Source organism: Pseudomonas sediminis (genome assembly GCF_002741105.1).
Lineage (GTDB): Bacteria > Pseudomonadota > Gammaproteobacteria > Pseudomonadales > Pseudomonadaceae > Aquipseudomonas > Aquipseudomonas sediminis.
In genome coordinates, this window is the sequence record NZ_NIQU01000001.1 from 335,972 (window position 1) to 359,885 (window position 23,914).

The following is a 23,914-nucleotide window of genomic DNA, read 5'->3' on the forward strand; positions in this document are numbered from 1 at the left end:
CAGCAGCCACCGAGCAAGACAGGCCGCCGAAAACCCGGATAATGGCGGCCATTTTGTTTCGCTCGCTGGTATTGCCCCATGGAAATCAAGGTCAACTTTCTCGACAACCTTCGCCTCGAAGCCAAGTTCGATGACTTCACGGTGATCGCCGATCAGCCGATCCGCTACAAGGGCGACGGCTCGGCGCCGGGACCGTTCGACTATTTCCTGGCCTCCTCGGCGCTGTGCGCGGCGTACTTCGTCAAGCTGTACTGCCAGACGCGCGATATCCCCACCGAGAACATTCGCCTGTCGCAGAACAACATCGTCGACCCGGAGAACCGCTACGCGCAGATCTTCAAGATTCAGGTCGAGCTGCCGGCAGATATCTCGGAGAAGGATCGCCTGGGGATTCTGCGCTCCATCGACCGCTGCACCGTGAAGAAGGTGGTGCAGCAAGGCCCCGAGTTCGTCATCGAGGAGGTCGACAACCTCCACGCCGACGCCCAGGCGCTATTGATGCCGGTGAGTGACACCACCACCTACATCCCGGGCAAGGATCTGCCGCTGGAGCAGACCATCGCCAACATGTCGGGCATCCTCGCCGACCTTGGCATGAAGATCGAGATCGCCTCCTGGCGCAACATCGTGCCCAACGTCTGGTCGCTGCACATTCGCGACGCGCAGTCGAACCTGTGCTTCACCAACGGCAAGGGTGCGACCAAGGAAAGCGCCCTGGCCTCGGCGCTGGGCGAGTTCATCGAACGGCTGAACTGCAACTTCTTCTACAACGACCAGTTCTGGGGCGAGGACATCGCGAGCGCCGAGTTCGTCCATTACCCCAACGAGCGCTGGTTCAAGCCGGGCCCGAAGGATGCGCTGCCCGAAGAGATTCTCGACGTGCACTGTCTGGCTATCTACAACCCGGATGGTGAGCTGCGTGGCTCGCACCTGTACGACACCAACTCGGGCAACACCCTGCGCGGCATCTGTTCGCTGCCGTTCGTGCGCCAGAGCGATGGCAAGACGGTGTATTTCCCGTCCAACCTGATCGAGAACCTGTACCTGTCCAACGGCATGAGCGCCGGCAATACTCTGGCTGAAGCTCAGGTGCAGTGCCTGTCCGAGATCTTCGAGCGGGCGGTGAAACGCGAAATCCTCGAAGGCGAGCTGTGCCTGCCGGACGTGCCGCAAGACGTTCTGGCCAAGTACCCGGGCATCGTCGCCGGTATTAAAGGCCTGGAAGAACAAGGCTTCCCGGTGCTGGTGAAGGATGCCTCACTCGGCGGTGAATTCCCGGTGATGTGCGTGACGTTGATGAACCCGCGCACCGGCGGTGTGTTCGCCTCGTTCGGCGCGCACCCGAGCCTGGAGGTGGCGCTGGAGCGCAGCCTCACCGAACTGCTGCAGGGCCGCAGCTTCGAAGGCCTCAACGACCTGCCGCAGCCGACCTTCGACAGCCTGGCGCTGACCGAGCCGAACAACTTCGTCGAGCACTTCATCGATTCCAGCGGCGTGGTGTCGTGGCGCTTCTTCGGTGCCACGCCGGACTTCGAGTTCGTCGAGTGGGATTTCTCCGGCGAGGGCAGCGACTCCAACGAGCAGGAAGCCGCGACCCTGTTCGGCATCCTCGAGGACATGGGCAAGGAGGTCTACGTGGCCACCTATGACGACCTCGGTGCCAACGCCTGCCGCATCCTGGTGCCGGGCTACTCGGAAATCTACCCGGTCGAGGATCTGATCTGGGACAACACCAACAAGGCGCTGCTGTTCCGCAAGGACATCCTCAACCTGCACGCCCTCAGCGACCGCGAGCTGAAGTCGCTGCTGCGCAACCTCAACAACACCGAGGTCGACGACTACACCGACATCACCACGCTGATCGGCGTCGAGTTCGACGACAACACGGTCTGGGGCCAACTGACCATTCTCGAGCTGAAGCTGTTGATCAACCTGGCGCTGAAGAAATACGACGACGCCAAGGAGTTGGTCGAGGCCTTCCTGCAGTACAACGACAACACCGTCGAGCGCGGCCTGTTCTACCAGGCGGTCAACGCCGTGCTGGAGATCCAGCTGGACGACGAGCTGGAGCTGGCCAACTACGAGCACAACCTGCGCCGTATGTTCGGCAACGAGCGCATGGATGCAGTGATCGGCTCGGTGGACGGCAGCGTGCGTTTCCATGGCCTGACGCCGACCAGTATGAAACTCGAAGGTCTGGACAAGCACCTGCGCCTGATCGACAGCTACAAGAAACTGCACGCCGCGCGCGCCAGGGCGGCGGGGTTGGCCGGCTGAGCTGTCGGCAGCCCGAACCGTTTCACGGGCTGCGCTGCTCAGTGGTGCTGCGCAACTGCCTGCACCTGACGGCGAAACCAACTGCGTAACGGATCGGCATGGGTACGCTCATGCCAGATCTGCATCACCTCGACGCGCGGCAACGCCAGTGGCAGTGGATGCATGCGCAGTTCCGGGTCGCGGGCGACCGCCTCTTCAGCCAGCGAGCGCAGGCAGGTGAGCAACAGGTCACTGCCACGCAACAGACGTGCTGGCGCGACGAAGCTGGACAGACCGGCAGCGATTCGTCGCTGCAGCCCCCTTTGCTGCAACGCTCTGTCCACCAGTCCCTCAAGATCTCCGGTCAAGGTGGTGATCAGGTGCTCGCAGGTGACGAAGCACTGCAAATCCAGGCCATCCGCGAGGCGCGGATTATCATGCGCGGCGAGCACGACGAAATCCTCGCTGAACAGGCGCTGCTGATGGAAGGTTCCCGGTAGATCCTTATAGAAGCCGGCGATGGCCAGGTCGCAGGTACCTTTTTCCAGTTCATCGCGAGGCAGTTGACCACGGGTATTGTGGGTGACCAGCACCAGGTTCGGCGCCTGCTGCCGCAGAACCGGCAGCAGCCTGGGCAGCAGGGTTTGCTCGATGTAGTCCGTGCTGTAGAGATGCAGGCGTTCAACACGGCTCAGAAAGTCCTGACCATCGCACCGCTCGTAGAAACCTTCCAACTCGCCCACCAGGCGCTGAACCTGCGGCGCCAACTCGTGGGCCCGAGGCGTCGGCGTCAATCCCCGCGGCGCGCGTACGAACAGCGGATCACCGAATTGATGGCGCAGCTTGTTCAGCTTGTGGCTCAGCGCAGGCTGGCTGAGCGCCATACGTTCAGCCGCCAGCGAGGCATTGCGCTCCTGATAAAGCACATGGAAGACCAGCAGCAGATTCAGATCCTTCTTGGCGATATTCATTTTTTGAATCTCTGAAATAAACGCTTTCGAATTTTCGAATCATATCGTCAAGCCTAGGATGGCACCTGAAAACCTGTTGCCCACTGGAGAACAGCATGACGATCGCTATCTTCGCCACCATCACACCACACCCCGAGCACCGTGAAGCGGTCGAACAGGCGCTGCGCCTGATGACTCAACACTCACGAGCCGAGGCCGGCAATCTGCGCTACGACCTGTTCGTGCGCGATGACGGTCAGGCGTTCGACCTCTTCGAACTTTACGTCGACGAAGCCGCCATCGACGCCCATCGCCAGAGCCGCCATTACCAACACTACCGCGCCGCGACAGCCGACTGGCTGAGTGCACCCACGCAGGTGCACGTCGCACACGCACTGGATGTGGCGCCCCTTCCCCAATCAGGAGAATGATCATGAGCAAGAACACCACCCTCGCTGTGGCAGTCGCCAGCACCCTGCTCGCCGGCAACGCCCTGGCCGCCGGCAAAGGCGAAGTCCTGGTGCTGTTGTCGAGCGAAACGCAACTGGACCTCAAGGATGGCAAGCAGTACACCACCGGCTTTTACCTGAACGAGTTCGGTGTGCCAGCCGACCACCTGCTCAAGGCGGGCTATGAGCTGGTGTTGGTGACGCCCAAGGGTAATGCGCCGCGCGTCGATGAGAGCTCGGTGACTGCGCAATACTTCGGCGGCGACGAACAGGAAATGCAGCGCATCCGCACCCTGGTGGAAAACCTGCCGGGCATCGACGACACACTGTCATTGAAGGACGTGCTGGAGAGCGATCTGAATCGCTACGCCGGCCTGCTGATTCCCGGCGGCCACGCGCCGCTAATCGATCTGGCCAACAACCCGGAGGTCGGCGCTCTGCTGCGCCACTTCCACCAGGCAGGCAAGCCGACGGCTGCCATTTGCCACGGCCCGATCGCCCTGCTCTCGGCCCAACGCGACCCAGCGGCCTACCAGGCGGCGCTGACCAACGGGGAAAAACCGGCTGCCAGCGACTGGATCTACCAGGGCTACCGCATGACCATCTTCTCCACCCCGGAGGAGCAGGTCTTCGAGCAGTCGCTGCAAGGTGAGCGGATTCTGTTCTACCCGGCCACTGCAATGGAAAGCGCCGGCGGCAAGCTGAACTACGCCGAGGCATGGGCGCCCCACGTGGTCGTGGACCGTGAGCTGATCACCGGGCAAAACCCGTTCTCCGACCATGCACTGGGCGAGAAGCTGGTGCAGATGCTCGACGCCAACCATCAACAGGCACAATAAGTGGTCAACCAGCAGGTCGTGGCCCATGCTTCGTCCTGCTGGTCCACGGATGAGCTCAACGCAGGCCGCATTAACCCCTACAATCGGCGGCATCCACCTCCGTAACAGGCGCGACATGCAACCGAATCCGCCCCGATATTCCGTCGCCGCGCTAGTGCTCGCCGCCGGCTACAGCCGCCGCTTCGGCGCCGACAAGCGCCGCCTGCAACTTGGCGACGGCCGCTCGTTGCTCAACTCCAGCTTGGCACTGCCCTGCTCGATGCTCGAGGAAATCTGGCTGGTGTTGCGCCCGGACGAGTCCATCGCGGAGCTGGGATTACCCGTCAGCATCAAGCTCGTCCAGCATCCGCTAACAGCTCAGGGCATGGGCCACAGCCTGGCGGCAGGTGCCGAGCGTCTACTGGCCGAATCCAACGCTGACGTCGTGGCGATCTTTCTCGCCGATATGCCGTCGATACATCGGGACAGCCTGGAAACCCTGATCGCCCACTCCAGCGCGAACAACATCGTGCTGCCCAGCTATCAGGGCAAGCGCGGTCATCCGGTGCTGTTCGGCCGCGATTTCTGGCCGCAGCTCGCGGCGCTGAGCGGCGATGCCGGCGCCAAGCCAGTGCTGCAGCAGAACCCCGACGCCGTGCATATCGTCGAACTGGACGACCCTGGTGTGCTGCAGGACGTCGATACTCAGGAAGATTGGCAATGCCTCAGCACACGCTGACCTCTCAGTGCGGCTCCTTGCGGTAATCGCTGCCCAACTCCCGAGCCAGGGCGATGAAATTGGCCACCTGCGGTGACTGGTGCAACTCACGGCAGACCAGGGTGATCGGCGCGACCAGGCGCGGTTTGGCGTCGCGAATCGAGCGATAGGCCACACTGTGCTCGTGGAAGCCGCGCATCGATGTCGGCACCACCGAAACCCCGGCACCAGCGGCCACCAGGCTGACGTTGGTCAGCATGCGCTCCACCTCGAACGCCACATGCGGCTCGAACCCAGCATTGCGACAGGCTTGCAGGAAATTGGCGTACATCCCCGGCGCACCAGGGCGGCGCACCAGAATCAACGGTTCGCCAGCCAGATCCTTCAATGAAACCGCGCCCTTGCCCGCCAGCAGCCGATGCCCGACCGGCAAGGTGAGCACCAGCTCTTCGTTGAGCAGACGGTGATAGGCGACGCCCTGAGGGTTACCCACCGGCGCCCGCAGGATGCCGACATCCACATCGCCGCCGCTGACATCGTCGGTCAGCTCCTGGGCGTTGCCCTCGTTGAGGCCGATATCGACACCCGGATACAGATCCCGATAGCGCCGGATGATCCGCGGAATCAGCGGATGCGAGGCCGCCGAACTGGTGAAACCGACGCTCAGGCGCCCCTCGATGCCTTTGGCCGTACGCGCCGCCTTCAATGCGCCCAGCGATACCCGCTGGAGAATATCGCGCGCCTCGCGCAGGAACACCTCACCACCGACGGTGAGGTCGACGCCCTTGGCATGGCGGATGAACAGGTCGAAGCCAAGCTCCTGCTCCAGCGCCCGGATCTGCTGGCTCAACGGCGGCTGCTGCATGTTCAGACGGGCCGCAGCGCGGGTGAAATGCTTTTCTTCGGCAACCATGACGAAGTAGCGCAGATGACGAAGTTCCATGCAGGCCCTTAGTAAGGTTGATCAGGCCGGCACACGATACCGAATCCACGTGCCGATGGGGTAGGATGAACACTCACGCGCGGCCTCGACGCCACGACGACGAACAAGAATAAAACAGGCTCCAATGATCTTCAGGCATTCTCGAACAGGCATTGCCCTGCTTCTGTTGGCACTGGTTCTCGGCGCCCTTCTGGGTGTCTGGTGGCCTGATCTGGCGGTAGAGATGAAGCCGCTCAGCGACCTGTTCATCTCCGCAATTGGTCTGTGCGCGCCGGTAGTGATGTTCGTCCTGGTTTGCTCCAGCGTCGCCGCCCTCAGCGACTACCGCGCCACCGCGCGCCTGGGCCTGAAGGCCGTCGGTTACTGGCAGCTGATGTCACTGCTGTCGCTGCTGACCGGCTTGCTCGTCGCCCTGCTCTTGCACCCAGGCGGCGGCCTGCACCACATGGGTAGCGACTGGGCGACGATTGAAACCACAAGTGGCCCATTCTTCTCTCAACTTCCGGGCCTGCTGCTCGATTCGCTCGAACAGAGTTTCATCCTCAAGGTGCTGCTGGTTGCCGTAATCTGCGGCCTGCTGCTCGGTCGCAGTGGCGCACCGGGGCAACGCCTGACGCAGCGGCTCGATCAGGCGGTGAAGCTGGTATTTCGCGCCATGCAAGCGATCGTCAGCTTCGCGCCACTGGCGGCGTTTGGTGCCATCGCCTTCATCATCGGCAAGTACGGACTGGAAGCGGCGCTGCCGTTGGCCAAGTTCGTGGTAGTGGCCTATGTGGCCTGCCTGGTTTACCTGCTGCTGGTACCGGCCATCGCCCTGCGCCTGGCGGGCTGTCGATTGTGGCGGCTGATCGGTTACGTCAAGGAAGAGCTGCTACTGGTGGCCGCGACAGGCTCTTCGGTGGCCGCCCTGCCGCGCCTGATCGACAAACTGGAGGCAGCCGGTTGCGACAGCCAGACCGTACGCCTGACGCTCACTGCCGGCTACAGCTTCAATCTCAACGGCTCGAACCTCTACCTGGCGGTGGCCGTCGTGTTTCTCGCACAACTGGCTCACGTCGAACTGGACACCCTGCAACTGGGCACCATCCTGCTGGTCTGCCTGTTGACCTCACTGGGCTCGACCAGCGTCGCGGGTTCGGCCTTCGTTACACTCACCGCGACGCTCAGCGTGCTGAATATCCTGCCGCTGGAGAGCATCGGCATCCTGATCGGCGTAGAGCGTCTGATGAAATGTCGTTCGGTGACCAACGTGCTGGGCAACTGCGTAGCCTGCGTGGTCATCGCCCATTGGGATGGCAAGGTGGACAAACAGAAATTGCGGGAGATGCTGGGCTGAGATCAGTGCCGAGCCAGTCGCGTACTCACGTGCCGAACGTGAAAAGAAGTGGCTACCTGTGGGCGCAAGCGATGCTGCGCAACCAGGTCGGCCGTCGTGCCACGACCGACGAAAACCACCTCCTGCAATTGCGGAAAATGGCTGCTGCGCCCCAGGTAACTCACCAATGCATCGAGTACCGTGAATGCCGATAGCCCGACATGCCCTTCACTCGACACCTCACCCTCAACCCAGGCCTGCTCGCTGTGCCATACAGGCAGATCCACAGGTCGCTTGCGGCCATCGGCGACGCTGAACTGCGGCACGAGGATCAACGTATCGCCTTGCTCATCCAGTTGCGACTCGCTGGAGTTCGAGTCGCCCTCGACAAGCACGACCACGCGTCGGATACCTCGCGGCAGGTTGTACAGATCGGCGTTGGCCACCAATGCAAGGGCGAAGCTGTCAGAGGCCGCGTCGAGCCGCAAGAGCTGCGCCCCTGCTTCAACCGGAGCGCTGGAGTCGGAACGACGCGCCACTGCGTCACTGAATGCGATGCTGGCCATGACGACCGAACAGAGCAGCAAGGCGTGGCGGCGCACACGTTCCATCTTTCACGCTCCTGAAGAAAATGAGCAGCGAAGCCCGCAAGGCCTCGCCACCCGAAATCAGCGCGAAGCAGGCAAGAGTTTGGCGAAGGCCTTGTCCAGCACCTCGTCCGCCTTGATCAGTTGCTGACGACGCTCGCCCATCCAGCTTTCATCCGCCTGCAAACGCTTGCCGGCCTCGGCCAGCATGCGCTTGACCTCGGCAGGTTGCGGGCCGCCAGTGCCCTTGCGTGTCTCGACCATGGTGCGCGGCGACAGGGTGGCGCGGAAGGCACTCTCGCTCAGCGGCAGGCGCTGATCCTTCCAGTTGTACTTCTGCGCAGCCTTGGTATAGAGCTTCTGCGCGTCGGCGTAAGGGAACTCCTTCGGCAACAAGCCTTGATCACGCGCCTGACCAACAATCAGCGAAGCGAAGCTGTGGCCGATGCGAAACGGCACCTTGTGCTCGCGTTCGAGCGTATCGGCCAGTTCCATCGAGGTCGTCCAGTCGGCGTCGAGCTCTTCCATGGCGCGCTCGGGATTGATCACCAACGCATCGAGCACCATGTCCAGGCGCTCGAACATATCGGTGGCCGATTTGAACAGGCCCAAGTCCTCGAACGCTGCCTTGTAGTCGGTCATGCCGGTGGTGACGTTGTGTGCGCGAATAGTGGTAGCACCCGCCAGACCAACCACATCGGAGGCCGACTCACGGGTGCGCATCAGCAGGCCGGGATTGCGCTTCTGCGGCATGGCGCTGCTGGTGTAGGTCGAGCCTTCCTCGAGCAGCAGCCAGGGACGGGTCTGGTGGTACTGGGTGTGGATATCGCCGATCAACGCACCGACGCGAATCGCCGAGGACGAAGCGATGCCTGCCGCTTCCAGCGGGATGTCGAAGGTCGATACCTGGCTGGAATCCAGCGAGTTCTCGCGCACGCCATCGAAGCCCAGCAGCATGGCCAGACGCTCACGGTTCAGCGGCCAGCCGGAGTTGGCCAGCACCGCGGTGCCCATCGGGCTCAGATTCAGGCGTGCATAGAGTTCATGAATGCGCTGCGCATCGCGCTCGAAAGCCGCTTCGAATGCCAGCAGGTAGTGCGCGTAGCTGATCGGCATGGCCTGCACACCGTTGGTGTAGGCCGGGATCAGGGTATCGACGTTGTCGCCGGCGATCTTCAACAGGCGGGCGCGCGACGAATTGAGCGCATCGCTGTAATCCAGCACCTGGGCACGCAGCACGGCCAGGCGATAGGTGGCGTACATGTCCTGGCGGCTGCGCCCGGAGTGAATCAGCGAGGCTTCGGGACCGATCTTGTCGATCATGATCTGTTCGACCTGCAGCACGTCACTGGGACTCTTGCCGCCGGGCTGAGCGGCCTGATCGATCACATGCTGCACACCACCGGCGATGCGTCGCCCCTGAGGAGCGGAAACGATGCCCTCCTCGGTGAGCATGACGATCGAGGCCTTGTTGATGCGGTTCAACCAGGAGAACTGGCTTTCGTAGGCGCCGCCCTTGAGCGCCGACTTGTCCACCGTCGCGCCGATCTTGCGCGCCTGCTCAGCGCATTCGGCAGTGGTGCGGCAAGGCAGTTCGGCAGTGTTGGCCGCCAGGGCGCTGGATGAAGCAAACAGCGCATAGACAACGGCGAGGTGAAGCAGAGTCTTTCTTGTTCTCATGGTTTTCAGTTCCGCTCGGTATCAGTGAGGGCTCGGCTGCCTTGAAAAGCAGCAGCCCACCGATGCTAGCGGCATACATGAAAGATATGAAATATATTAAAAATATCCAGTCAATACCTAGAAAGTACCAACAAGATCGCGCCGGGCACTACCACCGTAGGGTGCGCCGTGCGCACCGAATCAACCGCAAGCTTCGAGATTGCCCCTACGACTGGTGCGCACAGCGCACCCTACACGTGCTATGCCCAACGTATGCAGCCTTCATTATTCAATATTCAAAAAGTATCGAATGACTATTTTCAAGATATTTTATCTAGCTAAAAACCGCTGTTAGCATCGTCGTCATAACTCCAATCAACCAGGTCGACCTGCGCTGCCAACCATCGGGTACGACTTAGCGACATGCCAATGCCTTGTGCAGGTGTGCCGCGCTCTCTGCCGAGGTGGAATATGCCGTACGACGTTCTCTGGCCCCTGGGTTCTCTGCTCAAGCGAGGCCCGAACCTCCGCAGACAGGCCGTCCTGGCTATCGCGCTGCTGACCAGTGTCTTGTACGGCGGTATCGCCAGCGCCAACCAGCAATTACTGCGCCTGGGCCAGAACGAGCCCTACAACTTCCTCGCCTTCGCCAATAACGACCTGAATGGCGCCAGCCCGACCTCGCGAGCCGTGGTGGTGGTCCACGGTGTGCGTCGTAACGCCGACGACTACTACCAGTACGGTCAGAGCCTGCTGAAGAAAGCCGGATTCGACGCCAGCGATACCCTGCTGCTGTCATTGAATTTCCTTACCGCCGAGGACAGCCGCGCCGGCAGTGACATGCCGCTGTGGGCACGTGACAAATGGATGCACGGCACCGCATCGAGCAAAGGTCGCCGCGGTATCGACGCCTTCGCCGTGTTGGATGATCTGCTGCTGTACCTGGCCGACCGCCAGCGTTTCCCGGCAATGAAGGAAGTCGTGTTGATCGGTCACTCCGCCGGTGGCCAGCTGATGCAGCGCTACAGCATTCTCGGCGACGGCGATGAGCGCCTCGCCACTACCGGGATCAAGGTTCGCTACGCCATTTCCGCTCCGTCTTCCTATGTCTATATCGAAGACAGCCGCCTGCAGGATGGTTCGTTCAAGCCAGTGCGCACAGTCATGTGCCCGAGCTTCAGCCGCTATCGCTATGGCCTGGATCGCGCACCCTTCTATCTGACCCGCCAGAATCTCGGGGCCGAGCAGCTGTTTCGCCGTTACGCCGCTCGCGACGTGACCTTCATGGTCGGTGAGCGCGACAACGACCCGTGGCACCGCGTACTGGATCGCACCTGCGGCGCCAACATGCAGGGCGCACATCGGGTCGAGCGCCAGCTCAACTACCTGCGCTACGAAGCCTTCCTTTCCAGCAAGTGGGGGGTGCCGATCCATCACCCACAGATCACGGTCGCCGGTATCGGCCACAACGCGGCCCGTTTGCTGGCCACGGAGATTGTCGCCAACACGCTGTTCCCGAAACGCTGATACCTCGTCTGCCCGACTCACAAAAACAACAACGAGCTTGCCATGACTTCGACCTTCACCTCCGCCCAGGTACGCCGGGTGCTGCACCCGCGCAATCTGACCCTGCTGGCCGCGGCGATCCTCGCTGCCCAGGCTCAGGCCGAACCCCTGCCCTCCGCCGGTACGCTGTTCGACAACAACCGCGACATCCTGCGCCCGGCCGAACGAGCTCAGGATGCGCCGCGTGGCAATGTGCGCATCGAAGCTCAGGATGACCGCAGCCAGGCTGCAAACCCGGCCGAGCAGGCCTCTGCCGCCTTTCGCGTGAATGCGTTCAAGCTCACCGGTAACCGTGAGATCAGTGAGTCGCGCCTGCTGCAGGAGCTTGCCCCTTATGCCGGTCGAGAGCTGAATCTCGCCGGCCTGCGTGAGGCCGCTGCGCGCGTCACAGAGCTGTATCGCAGCCGCGGCTATCTGGTCGCCCGCGCCTATCTGCCCGCCCAGGAAATCAGCGATGGCGTGGTTACCATCGGCGTGCAGGAAGGTCGCGTCGGCAGCGTGCGCGCCGAAGCCGACAGCAATGTGCGCCTGCGCCATGGCATGCAGCAACGCTTCATCGACGCCATTCCCAGCGGCAGCGTGATCCGCGAGGCCGACCTGGAGCGCGTGCTGCTGCGCCTGTCCGACATCGCCGGGGTTTCGGTGCGCGCCGTGCTGCAACCGTCGCGCGAGCCGGGCGCATCCGACATCGTCCTCAAGCTCAGCGAGATGACTGCCTGGACGGGCCGCGTCAGCTTCGACAACCACGGCAACTACTACACCGGCTCCAACCGAGTCACCAGTAACGTCAGCCTCAACGACGCCTTCGGCTTCGGCGAAAGCCTGTTCTTCAATGGCCAGAACAGCTTCGAAGGCCTGGAGATTCGCGGCCTCGGTTACCGCCAGCCGCTGGGCGCCAGCGGTGTCACCCTGGGCGCCAACTACGCGGAGATGGAATACGCCATCGGCAAGAGCCTGAAGACCGCTGACGCCAGCGGCACCGCCATCGTTTCCTCGGTGTTTCTCGACAGCTCGCTGCTGCGCAGCCGCGATGCCAATATCTCGTTCAACCTGGCCGAAGAGCATCGTCATTTCGAGGACGAAGCCGGCGCCTTCGCGGTGAAGAAATCCGCCGTATTCCGCAGCGCCACGCTCTATGGCGACTGGCGTGACGACTGGGCCGGCAGCAACCGCTGGAGCCTGGCCTATGGCATCGGCAAGCTGAACAAGGACACCCCGCTCGATGAAGCCCTCGACCAACTGACCGCCAATGCCGCCGGCCGTTATCGCAAGGCCAATCTGGCATTCAGCCGCTTGCAGGAGCTGGGCGGTGGCTACTCGCTGTTCGCCTCTCTCAGCGGCCAATGGGCGGACAAGAACCTCGATGCCTCGGAGAAATTCAGCCTCGGCGGCCCCAACGGCGTGCGTGCCTACCCGGTCGGCGAAGCCGCAGGCGATGAAGGCCTGCTCGGTCGCCTGGAGCTGCGCAAATACCTCGGCCGCTATTATGGCGCCATTGCCGAAGCCACCCTGTTCGCCGATGGCGGCCGGGTGCGGGTGAACAAGAATCCCTGGGACGACAGCGAGAATCACCTGACCCGCTACGGCTACGGTGTGGGCCTGAACGTCTATCACCGCGACCTGGTGATGAACGCCAGCCTGGCCTTCTCGCCAGGTGACGACCCGATCAGCGACGAGCGCGACAACAAGCGTTTCTGGCTGTCGGTCACCGGCACACCGCAGGCCTTCGCCGGCCTGGCCAAGGACGTTGGCAGCCGCGAGGATTTTCGCAGCAAGAACACCGAACTGGTGCTCTATGGATCGCTCGGCCTAGTGCCGGAATACATCGACCGCCGCGACTCCACCCGTGCCTCCCCAGCTGATCAGAGCAAGCTGGCCACACCCAATGGCCGCAACATGTCCAGCTACTGGCGCGCTCGCGACAACGTCTCCTACATCGGCGCCCATGCCGGCATCCCGATCAACGACGACACGCGTTTTCTGTGGCAGCTGGAATACGGCATCTCGGTGAACTACACCCTGAGTGGCGACGAGACCGCACCGCTGTCGATCTCGCCCAACACACGCCTGCGCAACTCCGGCGTAGCACTTGATGATGATCGTTTCGGCACTCTGCTCTACGGTGTCTGGGACATGCCGCTGAAGGAGAGCACCACCAGCCTCGACCCGTTCTTCGGCAAGACCAGCGCGGCCTACTACAACATCATCGGCTCGCCCGGTTTCAACAGCAGCCTGGCCAGCAACGTGTCCGGCCCGCTCAGCCAGGCCGACGAGAGCGTCAACTCAGACGCCGCGTTCAACCGTCGCCAGTCCGGCGTGGTCGCCTGGTGGTCGCCTGAGTGGCACGGCCTGCAGGTCAAGCTGGCTTACTCCAACAACGGCATGCGAGCAGCAGAAGACGTCGACCGGGGCTATATCTACGGCGGTAGCGTCACCTACAAGAACGGCGGTTTCACCGCGGTCGCCGCCGCCGAACGTCACGTCAACTACTTCGGTATAGCCAACCTGGGCCGCAACGCGCGCGGCGTGGGCAGCAACACCCACGTCACCGAAGGCACCTCATCGAACGACTACAGTTTCCGTTTCGGCCTGGGTTACCGCTTCGGCAACACCCAGCTGTCGCTGGTGGCCGACGAGCTCTACTACTCGGAAGACGACGTGATCAATAACAGCGTCAGCTTCAGCGACCTCTCCGAATACCGCCGCCGCGCCTACATGCTCGGCGTCAGCCACCGCATCGGCGCCTGGCGCCTGCGCGCCAGCTATGCCCGCGCACTGCCTGGCGAGTGCTCGATGATCTCCGCCAGTGGAATCGAGTGCGACACCAGCGGCATGGGCGCACGCCAGTACGCCCTGGGCGTTGGCTATCGTTTCACCCGCAACACCGAGGTGTTCGCCCACTACGTGCTGCTGAAGAATGCTTCGCTGTCGAACTACAACTTCGCCGTGGCCGGCGCCTACGCGGCCAGCGGCTACTCGCCAGGCGTCGGCACCACCATCAACGCCATCGGCACCGGCTTCAACTATTCATTCTGAGGAGATGACCGTGAACAACAAAAACGCCCGTCGCGGCCGTCGTCCGCAACAGCCTTCTCTCAAGCCGCTGAGCTACGCCGTGCTGTGCGTGATGCACGGCCTGATGCCGCTGAACGCCATGGCGCTGGACAACAACGCCCTGCCCAGCAACGGCCAGATCACCGCAGGCAGCGGCAGCATCAGCCAGTCCGGCAATGTGCTGGATGTGAACCAGAACAGCCAGAAGCTGATCGCCACCTGGGACACCTTCAACATCGGCCGTGATGCCACGGTGAATTTTCACCAGCCGGGTGCCTCGTCGGTTGCGCTCAACCGCGTGCTATCCAGCGACGCCTCGCAGATCATGGGCCAGCTCAACGCCAACGGGCAGGTCTACCTGATCAACCCCACCGGCGTGCTGTTCGGCAGCAGCGCCGCGGTCAACGTCGGCGGCCTGGTAGCCAGCGCCCTGGACATCGCCGATAACGATTTCATGGCCGGGCGCCTGCAGTTCGATGGCAAGGGCGCAGGCGGTGCGGTGATCAACCAAGGCACCATCCGTGCGGCAGATGGAGGCAGCGTCGCCCTGCTCGGCGCCCAGGTACGCAACGAAGGTACCGTGGTCGCGAAGATGGGCTCGGTGGTGCTCGGCGGCGGCGAGAAAATCACCCTCGACTACCACGGCGACGGCCTGATCAACATGCAGGTCGACGAGGCCGTCATCGATGCCAGCGTGGTCAACCAGGGCCTGCTGCAAGCCAACGGCGGCACCGTGATCATGAGCGCCCGCGCCAGCGACGCCATGCTCAGCAAGGTGGTCAACAACGAAGGCGTGATCGAGGCCAGCAGCCTGCAGCAACGTAATGGCCGTATCGTTCTCGACGGCGGCGACAGCGGCGTGGTGGCCAGCAGCGGCGTGCTCGACGTCTCCGGCCGCAATGCCGGCGAACGCGGCGGCGAAGTGACCATGACCGGCGAATACGTCGGCCTGTTCGACGATGCGCGCATCGACGCCTCCGGCGATGCCGGCGGCGGTACCGTGCTGCTCGGCGGCGACTACCAGGGCACCGGCCAGTTGCAGCACGCCAGTGCCACCCATATGGGCAAGGACGCGCGCATCGAGGCCGACGCGCTCAACAGTGGCGATGGCGGCAAGGTCATTCTCTGGGCCACCGACAGCACTCAGTTCCACGGCAATATCAGCGTCATCGGCGGTGGCGAAGGCGGTAATGGCGGGTTCGTGGAAACCTCAGCCCATGCCCTGGATGCCAGCGGCCGCGTCAACCTCAGCGCTGCTTCCGGCAAGGGCGGCACCTGGCTGCTCGACCCGTACAACATCAACATCACCAGCGGTGCCAGCTCCGGTACCTCCAGCGAGAGCCCGTTCACCCCCAACGCCGGTGGCAGCTCGACCCTCAGCTCGGCCACGCTCAATGCGTCGCTGAGCGAGGGTGCCAACATCATCGTGCAGACCTCGTCCGGCCCTGGCACTTCCGGCGACATCAATGTGCTGGATAACGTCCAGGCGCAGGGCAACGCCAGCCTGACGCTGATCGCCCACCGTAACGTCAACATGACCGGCACCAGCATTACCCATGCCGACGGCGCCACGCTGAACGTGTCGTTGCTGTCCAACTTCAATAACAGCGGCAACGGTTCGGTGGCGCTGAACAATGCCACCATCCGCACCAACGGGGGTGATTTGACCATCAGCGGCGCGGTCGACCCCAGCGGATCGTTCGCCAGCACCAACGTCAGCAGCGGCACCGGGGTGTTCATTCGCTCCAGCCTGATCGACACCAACGGTGGCGACGTCACCATTCGCGGCGCCACCTCGGCCAGCCTCGCTGCCGGCTCCAGCGCTACCGCGATGAACATCTCCGCCAGCACCATCGATGCCGGCGGCGGCGATATCAACATCACCGCCGTGCAGGCCAGCAGCAGCGGCACGGGCGATGCCTTCATCCTGCATGGCGGCAGCAACCTGCTGACAGAAGGTGCCGGCTCCATCGACATCAGCGCCGACAACCTGGGCTCGGGCAACGGCACGCGCCTGTTCAGCACCAGCAATACCATCGCCGCCAGCGGCTCGGGCAACGTCACCCTCAGTGGTAATGCTGCTTCCGGTTTCGGCGTGCTGATCTGCTCCACCGGCAGTAGTTCGACGCAGAACATCGGTGTCGGCAGCGGCACCCTGACTGTCAAGGCCAACAGCCAGAGCGGCCGCGCGCTGTATCTGGCAGCCGCAGGCGATGGTGCGATCAACCTGACCGCCAGCGACTCCGGCAGGATCGTACTGGCCGGCGACAGTGGCGGCAGCTACGGCACAGTGCTCAACGTCACCGGCGCTGGCGCCTCGATCAACCTGCTCAGCGATGGCGACATCACCGTCGAAGGCAACAGCTCCGGCGGCACCACGCCCTCGCTGGGCCTGATCACCTCCGGCAGTGGCAGCGCCATCAACATCGCCAGCACTGCCGGCAACGTGCGCCTGACCGCCGACAACAGCGTGATCAACACCGGCAGCGGCTCGTTCCGCGCATTATTCCTGGATGCCAGCGGCAGCAACTCCGCGATCCGCGTCGGCACCCAGAGCGGCAACCTGACCCTGGAAGGCAACAGCATCTCCGGTCGGGGCGTGGATCTCGCGCCCTCCGGCAGCGGCGCGGCCATCGAGCTGTCGACCACCACCGGCGACATCCAGATCAACGGCAACAGCACCAGCAGCTTCGGTGGCTACGGCATCTTCCTCAACTCAAGCGGCGCCTCGCAGGGCGTCAGCATCACCACCCAGACCGGCGACATCACCCTGCGCGGTGACAGCGTGGGCACCTCCGACGCCATCGCCCTCGGCGGTAGCGGCCAGGCCTCGACCAACCGCATCGCCTCGCAGGGCGGCAACATCCTGCTCGACGGCCACTTCCACTCGCCTGACAGCAGCGAGCTGGATCACGGCATCGCTCTCCTCAGCGTGACCAACATCATCCAGACCACCGGCAACGGCAACGTCACCCTGATCGGCCGCTCGACCGGCTCGGGCGACGGCGTGGACTTCTACAGCAACGGCAACAACCTGCTCAGCGTGGAGAATGGCAGGCTCAGCATCACTGGCCAGGCCGACAATGCCAACGGCCTCAGTGTGCTCACCGGGCAGACCGAATTGCGTGCCACCGGTAGCGGCTCGATCAGCCTCGATGGCTATTCGCGAACGGGCAACGGTATCCATTTCTACCCGTCCAGCAATGGCAGCTCGGTGACCATCGCCAGCAACAGCGGTGACATCAGCCTCAACGGTCGCACTGACGGTGGCAGCGAGGCCAGCGGGGTGTTCATACGCAGCGGCTCGAACAGCATCTCGCTGAGTTCGGCCAGTGGTGATATCAAGGTCAGCGGTCGTGGTGAGAACGGCGCCAGTGGCATCACCTTCAACGGCACCAGCAGCGGCAGCAACAGCCTGCTGACCGGCGCTGGCGGCAACCTGACCCTGGAAGCCTTCAGCCGCGGCGGCACGGCGCTGAACTTCGTCAGCGGCAACAACCGCCTTGGTGTACAGGACGGCATCCTGCTGATCGATGCGCAGGCACCTGGCGGCACCTTCATCGCCAACGGCAGCGACAACACCAGCATCGGTGCCAGCGGCAGTGGCGCGGTGGTCTATCGTCTCGGCGGGCTGATCAACGCCAGTATCCTCGGCAGCGATGGCGAGGCGACGCGCAGTCACCTGCAGCAGCAGATCGCCGGCAGCGCCTGGAGCCAGGTTCTGTATCCTGACTACCGGCAGACACCGCTGGCGCCGCGTATCGACCTGATCGATCTGGATCTGTCGCAGTTGCAGGCAGCGGCACCCAGCGAAAACTGAAAAGGCGCGGCGCGACGCCACCCACGTCGCGCCCGCCCAGACGCAACAAGGCCAGGCCATGACCGACGAGAAGTTTTCCCTCGAACACTTCGAGCAGCTCTGCTACTCGCGCCAGCACGAGGCGGCCGCACGCGAGCTGATTCGCCTGCTGCTGATCATCGACCGCCACTACGGCAAGCTATCCGGCCAGTTCGTGCTCTCGGTATCGCCGGCGATTTCCGCGGCGGATCTCGAAGCCCATGTACTGACCCGCATCACCAGCGCGATCACCACGCTGTTTTCCGACCCCGGCTTCCAGATCAGCCCCACCGGTTTCGATCAACTGATCAACTTCCAGCGCTGGCTGTCCTCGCTGTTCGCCGCCAGTGCCTTCGTCAACGCCGACCATATCCTGCGTGCGCTCAACCTGTATGGCGGTGAAGACGGCCGGTTCGAAGTGGCGCCGACGGAGCTGGTGAAGTTCTGCGTGCTCTATTCGTCCGAGTCGCAGCTGCCGCTGGACGTGGAACTGCTCTGGCAACAGAACCGCAACCTGACCGTGGCGCTGTGCATGGCGCTGCTGTCGCCGCGCTTTCTCGGCACGCCCGCCGCGCACTCCAAGCGTGAGGCGCTGCTGGCCTGGCTGCCGGAACGACTGGACAGCCTCGACAGCCTGGATCAGTTGCCGGTGGCGATCATCCATGACGTCTACATGCACTGCAGTTACGCCGACCTGCCGCAGCGCCATCGCATCAAGCGCTCCATCTGCCGCTTGGTCGAACGCAAACTGGCGAACAACGGCATCGACTCGCTACCGATGACCGCACCTCGCCCTACCATCGGTAAACGCAAGATGCTGGTGGTACTGGAGTGGTTCTCCGGTGGCCATTCGATCTACCGCACCCACTCCAGAACGCTCGAAGCCGCTCGGCAGCACTTCGACCTGCATGCCGTGGGCTATGCCAGCAATGTCGACGATTTGGGACGCGCCGTGTTCGACGCGTTCACCGAGCTGAGCGCACCGAACGATCTACTGGCCTGCGTACGCCAGGTGCGTGAGCTGGCCGCCGAGCTGCAACCGCAGGTGCTGTACATGCCCAGCGTGGGCATGTTCCCGCTCACCCTGTTTCTCGCCAACCTGCGCCTGGCGCCCTTGCAGGTCGCAGCACTGGGGCATCCGGCGACCACCGGTTCAAAGCATATCGACTACATCAGCGTCGAAAAGGATTTCGTCGGTGATCCGGCCTGTTTCGACGAGAAACTGCTTCTGCTACCCAGCGACGGCCAGCCCTACCGCCCCTCGGCCATCCCCGTGGAGCTTTCACTGCCCGAGCGTTACGACGGCGACGAAGTTGCAATCGCCATCGCCGCCACCACCATGAAACTCAACCCGCGTTTTCTGCAGGCCTGCCAGCAGATCGCCCAGCTCACCCAGCGCCAATACGGCAAGCAGGTGCGTTTTCACTTTCTCATCGGCCAGGCGCAGGGCCTGCTCTTCCCACAGCTGCAGCGCCTGATCCGACGTTATCTGCCCGATGCGCGAATCTACCCGCACCAGCCCTACCCGCAGTACCTCGGCGCCTTCAGCCGCTGCGACCTGTTTCTCAGCCCGTTTCCGTTCGGCAATACCAACGGCATCATCGATGCGTTGACCGTCGGCCTGCCGGGTGTGTGCAAGACCGGTGCGGAGGTGTTCGAACACATCGACGAAGGACTACTGCGCCGCGCCGGCCTGCCCGAGTGGCTGATCGCCGATAGCGTCGAGGACTACGTCAGCGCTGCCGCACGCCTGGCCGGAGACTTCAGCGAGCGCCAGCGGCTCTACCGCTATCTGGCGGATGGACAGCCGTTGCAGCGCCTGTTCGAAGGCCGGCCTGAGGTGTTCGGCGAACGGCTATTGGAGCTGTTGGGCGATTGACCTTACTGCTCCTGTAGCAGCAGGGTCTCACTCAATGCCTGCGCAGCGCTGGACAGCTGATGCCTAGCCTGGTGCAGCAAGCCGATACGGCGCGACACCTGTGGCTCGCTCAGCGGCAGGCAGCGCGCGCCAAGTTCTTCCATCTGTTGCCGGCACAGCTGCGGCACGGCGCTGACGCCGAGACCCTCTGCGACCATACGCCCGACCGTGACCAACTGATGGCTCTCGAACGCTACCGGCAGCTTGCCGTGGCTGGAGATCACGCTGTCTTCCAGCAGCAGGCGCACCGCCGAAGGCCGTTGCAGGGTGATGAAGGGTTGCTCCAGCAACTGCGCCCAGGTCAGCGCGGACTGCTCGGCCAACTCGCTGGCGACCGGCACCACGGCGACGAAACGGTCCTCGTACAGGGGGGTGAACTGCAAACCATCGAGTGTCGTTGGTTCGAAGGCGATGCCTAGCTCGACGCGACCGTCGCGCACCATCTCCATCACCTGTTCGTTGATCACGTCGTGTACCGCCACGTTGACTCGTGGGTAGGCATCGCGGAAGGCGCGCAGCGCCGCCGGCAGACGGTTGCCGGCGAACGACGGCATGGCCGCTACCGCCACCTTGCCCATCTGCAGGGTGAAGTGCTGACGCAGCAGATCCTCGGCGTTGTCCCAGTCAGCCAGTAGACGCACGGCAATCGGCAGCAACGTCTCACCCTCCGGCGTCAGCGCCACGCTGCGGGTGGTGCGCACCAGCAACTGGCCACCGAGCGATTGCTCCAGGTTCTTGATCGCCAGGCTCAGCGCCGGCTGCGACAGATGCAGGCGTTCGCAGGCCTGGGCGAAGCTCAGGCTTTGCGCCACGGCGAGAAAGGCGCGTAGCTGCTTGACGGTCATTGATTTATTTACCTGATCAATCAAGAGGAAAAACAAACTTAACAAATAAGCCCATAGCGCAGAAGCTTGGTCCAACCCTAGATAACAACAAAAGAGGCAGCCTCTAATGAGCGGACTCGACAAACGCGTCGGCAGCTATGCAGAAGCCCTGGACGGCCTGCAGGACGGCATGACCGTGCTGGCCGGCGGTTTCGGCCTGTGTGGCATCCCCGAGAACCTGATCGCCGAGATCCGCCGCCGTGGCGTGCGCGATCTGACCGTGGTGTCCAACAACTGCGGCGTCGACGGTTTCGGCCTCGGCGTGCTGCTGGAAGACCGGCAGATCCGCAAGATGATCGCCTCCTATGTCGGCGAGAACGCCCTGTTCGAGCAGCAACTGCTGTCCGGCGAGCTGGAAGTCGAACTGACCCCGCAAGGCACCCTGGCCGAGAAGCTGCGCGCTGGCGGCGCCGGCATCCCCGCGTTCTTCACCGCCACCGGCTACGGCACCCCGGTCGCCGAAGGCAAGGAAGCGCGCGAGATCAATGGCCGCCACTACATCCTCGAACCGGCCATCACCGGCGACTTCGCCATCGTCAAAGGCTGGAAGGCCGACCATTTCGGCAACGTGGTCTACCGCCACACCGCGCAGAACTTCAACCCGGTGGTCGCCACCGCTGGGCGCATCACCGTGGTCGAGGTCGAAGAGATCGTCGAGCCCGGTGAACTCGACCCCACGCAGATTCACACCCCCGGCATCTACGTCGACCGGCTGATCTGCGGCAGCTTCGAGAAACGCATCGAAAAACGCACGCTGCGCGCCTGAGGAGAAAGACCATGGCTCTTACCCGTGAACAAATGGCCCAGCGCGTCGCCCGCGAATTGCAGGACGGCTTCTACGTCAACCTCGGCATCGGCATCCCCACCCTGGTGGCCAACTACGTGCCCGAGGGCATGCAGGTGATGCTGCAGTCGGAGAACGGCCTGCTCGGCATGGGCGCCTTCCCCACCGAGGACGAAGTGGACGCCGACATGATCAACGCCGGCAAGCAGACCGTCACCGCGATCAAGGGCGCGGCGATCTTCGACTCGTCGCAATCCTTCGCCATGATCCGTGGCGGCCATGTCGATCTGACCGTGCTCGGCGCCTTCGAGGTGGATGTGCACGGCAACATCGCCTCCTGGATGATCCCCGGCAAGCTGGTCAAGGGCATGGGCGGCGCCATGGATCTGGTGGCCGGCGCCGACAACATCATCGTTACCATGACCCACGCGTCCAAGGACGGCGAGTCCAAACTGCTCGAGCGTTGCAGCCTGCCACTGACCGGCAGCGGTTGCATTCGCAAGGTGCTGACCGACCTGGCCTACCTGGAGATCGAGAACAACGCCTTCGTCCTGCGCGAGCGTGCACCGGGCGTTAGCGTCGAGGAAATCGTCGCCAAGACCGCCGGTAAGCTGATCGTCCCCGAGCACGTGCCGGAAATGCAGTTCTAGGTTGTCTACCGTCTCGAAGACGCCACCACGCACGGCGTCTTCGGGGCGTTTTTCTACATTGTGGGAGGCGCTTTAGCGGCGAGACTTTCTCGTCGCGGCTGAAGCCCCTCCCACAATACGCGGCCCATCAGCCGAGAGGAGTCATCCCATGCAAGACGTCGTCATCGTCGCCGCCACCCGCACCGCCATCGGCAGCTTCCAGGGCAGCCTGGCCGATATTCCCGCGCCGGAACTCGGCGCCATCGTCATCAAGCGCCTGCTGGAGCAGACCGGCCTCGACGCTGCCCAGGTCGATGAAGTGATCCTCGGCCAGGTGCTTACCGCAGGCAGCGGCCAGAACCCCGCACGCCAGGCCGCCATCCGCGCCGGCCTGCCCCACGCCGTACCGGCCATGACCCTGAACAAGGTCTGCGGCTCGGGCCTGAAAGCCCTGCACCTGGCGACCCAGGCCATTCGCTGCGGCGACGCCGAGGTGATCATCGCCGGCGGCATGGAGAACATGAGCCTGGCGCCCTACGTGCTGCCCAAAGCCCGCACCGGTCTGCGCATGGGTCACGCACAGATGCTCGACAGCATGATCGTCGACGGCCTGTGGGATGCCTTCAACGACTATCACATGGGCATCACCGCCGAGAACCTGGTGGACAAGTACGGCATCAGCCGTGAAGCCCAGGACGCCTTCGCCGCTGCATCGCAACAAAAGGCCGTGGCTGCCATCGAGGCCGGTCGCTTCGACGCTGAAATCACTCCAGTGCTGATCCCGCAGCGCAAGGGCGACCCCGTCGCCTTCGCCCGTGACGAGCAGCCACGCGCCGGCACCACCGCCGAATCCCTGGCCAAGCTAAAACCCGCATTCAAGAAGGACGGCAGCGTCACCGCCGGCAACGCCTCCAGCCTCAACGACGGTGCCGCTGCCGTGCTGCTGATGAGCGCGGCCAAAGCGCAGGCGCTGGGTCTGCCGGTACTGGCGAAGATCGCTGGCTATGCCAATGCCGGTGTCGATCCGGCGATCATGGGCATCGCCCCGGTATCGGCTACTCGCCGTTGCCTGGACAAGGCCGGCTGGAGCCTGGCCGACCTTGACCTGATCGAAGCCAACGAAGCCTTCGCCGCTCAGGCGCTGTCCGTCGGCCAGGAGCTGGGTTGGGATGCCGACAAGGTCAACGTCAACGGCGGCGCCATCGCCCTCGGCCACCCCATCGGCGCCTCGGGCTGCCGTGTGCTGGTCAGCCTGCTGCACGAGATGATCCGCCGCGATGCCAAGAAAGGCCTGGCGACCCTGTGCATCGGTGGCGGACAGGGCGTGGCGCTGGCTATCGAGCGCGCCTGAGCGCCAGACAATGGCCGCTGAAGCGCCTCCCACACTGCCCGCCCGGCTCCTGTGGGAGGGGCTTTAGCCGCGACGATTTATAAAGAGGTATGCCTGGACGCAATCCAGGGAAACCTGACATGGACCTCCCGGATTTCATCCGGGCTACACCACCAGCTCGGCCTCGGCCGAGCTTTGTCATATCCACCGCAACAC

17 protein-coding genes are annotated in these 23,914 nt (G+C 63.4%); 12 read left to right on the top strand and 5 right to left on the bottom strand.

The window, feature by feature from the left end:
- Positions 1-78: 78 nt before the first annotated feature.
- On the top strand, positions 79-2,277 hold the full coding sequence (locus CDO35_RS01675; protein ID WP_099522277.1) for an OsmC domain/YcaO domain-containing protein: 2,199 nt from the start codon (positions 79-81) through the stop codon (positions 2,275-2,277).
- Positions 2,278-2,315: 38 nt separating this feature from the next.
- Here the strand turns inward: CDO35_RS01675 and CDO35_RS01680 are convergent, their stop codons facing one another.
- The gene (locus tag CDO35_RS01680) at positions 2,316-3,227 is read right to left on the bottom strand and encodes a LysR family transcriptional regulator (protein ID WP_099522278.1); all 912 of its coding nucleotides are present in this window, start codon (positions 3,225-3,227) and stop codon (positions 2,316-2,318) included.
- 95 nt (positions 3,228-3,322) lie between these two features.
- Here CDO35_RS01680 and CDO35_RS01685 point away from each other — a divergent pair, with 95 nt between their 5' ends.
- The 3 genes from CDO35_RS01685 to CDO35_RS01695 all read left to right on the top strand — a co-directional run bounded on the left by CDO35_RS01685 (position 3,323) and on the right by CDO35_RS01695 (position 5,212).
- Positions 3,323-3,637, top strand: a complete 315-nt coding sequence (locus tag CDO35_RS01685) for a putative quinol monooxygenase (protein WP_099522279.1) — start codon at positions 3,323-3,325, stop codon at positions 3,635-3,637.
- 2 nt (positions 3,638-3,639) lie between these two features.
- Positions 3,640-4,494: a type 1 glutamine amidotransferase domain-containing protein gene (locus CDO35_RS01690; RefSeq protein ID WP_099522280.1), complete on the top strand. Its 855-nt coding sequence runs from the start codon at positions 3,640-3,642 to the stop codon at positions 4,492-4,494.
- A 115-nt stretch (positions 4,495-4,609) separates the two neighbouring features.
- Positions 4,610-5,212, top strand: coding sequence for a nucleotidyltransferase family protein (locus CDO35_RS01695; RefSeq protein ID WP_099522281.1), 603 nt, complete (start codon positions 4,610-4,612; stop codon positions 5,210-5,212).
- A gap of 4 nt (positions 5,213-5,216) precedes the next feature.
- Here CDO35_RS01695 and CDO35_RS01700 read toward each other — a convergent pair whose 3' ends face one another.
- Positions 5,217-6,134: a LysR family transcriptional regulator gene (locus CDO35_RS01700; protein ID WP_099522282.1), complete on the bottom strand. Its 918-nt coding sequence runs from the start codon at positions 6,132-6,134 to the stop codon at positions 5,217-5,219.
- A gap of 124 nt (positions 6,135-6,258) precedes the next feature.
- Between CDO35_RS01700 and CDO35_RS01705 the strand changes: the two genes are divergently transcribed.
- The gene (locus CDO35_RS01705) at positions 6,259-7,470 is read left to right on the top strand and encodes a cation:dicarboxylate symporter family transporter (protein WP_099522283.1); all 1,212 of its coding nucleotides are present in this window, start codon (positions 6,259-6,261) and stop codon (positions 7,468-7,470) included.
- A 2-nt stretch (positions 7,471-7,472) separates the two neighbouring features.
- Here CDO35_RS01705 and CDO35_RS01710 read toward each other — a convergent pair whose 3' ends face one another.
- Both CDO35_RS01710 and CDO35_RS01715 read right to left on the bottom strand, forming a co-directional pair.
- On the bottom strand, positions 7,473-8,060 hold the full coding sequence (locus tag CDO35_RS01710; protein ID WP_099522284.1) for a hypothetical protein: 588 nt from the start codon (positions 8,058-8,060) through the stop codon (positions 7,473-7,475).
- A gap of 57 nt (positions 8,061-8,117) precedes the next feature.
- Positions 8,118-9,716, bottom strand: coding sequence for an argininosuccinate lyase (locus tag CDO35_RS01715; protein WP_099522285.1), 1,599 nt, complete (start codon positions 9,714-9,716; stop codon positions 8,118-8,120).
- A gap of 450 nt (positions 9,717-10,166) precedes the next feature.
- On the opposite strand from CDO35_RS01715, the gene CDO35_RS01720 reads away from it, so the two are divergent.
- Genes CDO35_RS01720 through CDO35_RS01735 form a run of 4 tightly spaced genes read left to right on the top strand, consistent with a single transcriptional unit; the run spans position 10,167 to position 20,032 of the window.
- A complete protein-coding gene (locus CDO35_RS01720) occupies positions 10,167-11,222 on the top strand; it encodes an alpha/beta fold hydrolase (RefSeq protein ID WP_099522286.1) in 1,056 nt (351 codons plus the stop codon).
- 42 nt (positions 11,223-11,264) lie between these two features.
- Positions 11,265-14,297: a ShlB/FhaC/HecB family hemolysin secretion/activation protein gene (locus CDO35_RS01725; protein WP_099522287.1), complete on the top strand. Its 3,033-nt coding sequence runs from the start codon at positions 11,265-11,267 to the stop codon at positions 14,295-14,297.
- A gap of 10 nt (positions 14,298-14,307) precedes the next feature.
- On the top strand, positions 14,308-18,135 hold the full coding sequence (locus CDO35_RS01730) for a beta strand repeat-containing protein (RefSeq protein WP_243699034.1): 3,828 nt from the start codon (positions 14,308-14,310) through the stop codon (positions 18,133-18,135).
- A gap of 58 nt (positions 18,136-18,193) precedes the next feature.
- Complete coding sequence (locus tag CDO35_RS01735; RefSeq protein ID WP_099522289.1) at positions 18,194-20,032, top strand: peptide transporter; 1,839 nt, start codon at positions 18,194-18,196, stop codon at positions 20,030-20,032.
- A gap of 2 nt (positions 20,033-20,034) precedes the next feature.
- On the opposite strand, the gene CDO35_RS01740 is transcribed toward CDO35_RS01735, so the two are convergent.
- Positions 20,035-20,916 carry a LysR family transcriptional regulator gene (locus CDO35_RS01740; RefSeq protein ID WP_099522290.1) on the bottom strand — a complete coding sequence of 294 codons (882 nt, stop codon included), beginning with the start codon at positions 20,914-20,916 and terminating at the stop codon, positions 20,035-20,037.
- Positions 20,917-21,022: 106 nt separating this feature from the next.
- Here CDO35_RS01740 and CDO35_RS01745 point away from each other — a divergent pair, with 106 nt between their 5' ends.
- The 3 genes from CDO35_RS01745 (at position 21,023) to CDO35_RS01755 (ending at position 23,719) form a co-directional block, all read left to right on the top strand.
- The gene (locus tag CDO35_RS01745) at positions 21,023-21,721 is read left to right on the top strand and encodes a CoA transferase subunit A (RefSeq protein ID WP_074859308.1); all 699 of its coding nucleotides are present in this window, start codon (positions 21,023-21,025) and stop codon (positions 21,719-21,721) included.
- 11 nt (positions 21,722-21,732) lie between these two features.
- Positions 21,733-22,389, top strand: a complete 657-nt coding sequence (locus CDO35_RS01750) for a CoA transferase subunit B (RefSeq protein WP_099522291.1) — start codon at positions 21,733-21,735, stop codon at positions 22,387-22,389.
- 148 nt (positions 22,390-22,537) lie between these two features.
- Positions 22,538-23,719 carry an acetyl-CoA C-acetyltransferase gene (locus CDO35_RS01755; protein ID WP_099522292.1) on the top strand — a complete coding sequence of 394 codons (1,182 nt, stop codon included), beginning with the start codon at positions 22,538-22,540 and terminating at the stop codon, positions 23,717-23,719.
- Positions 23,720-23,914: the final 195 nt, after the last annotated feature.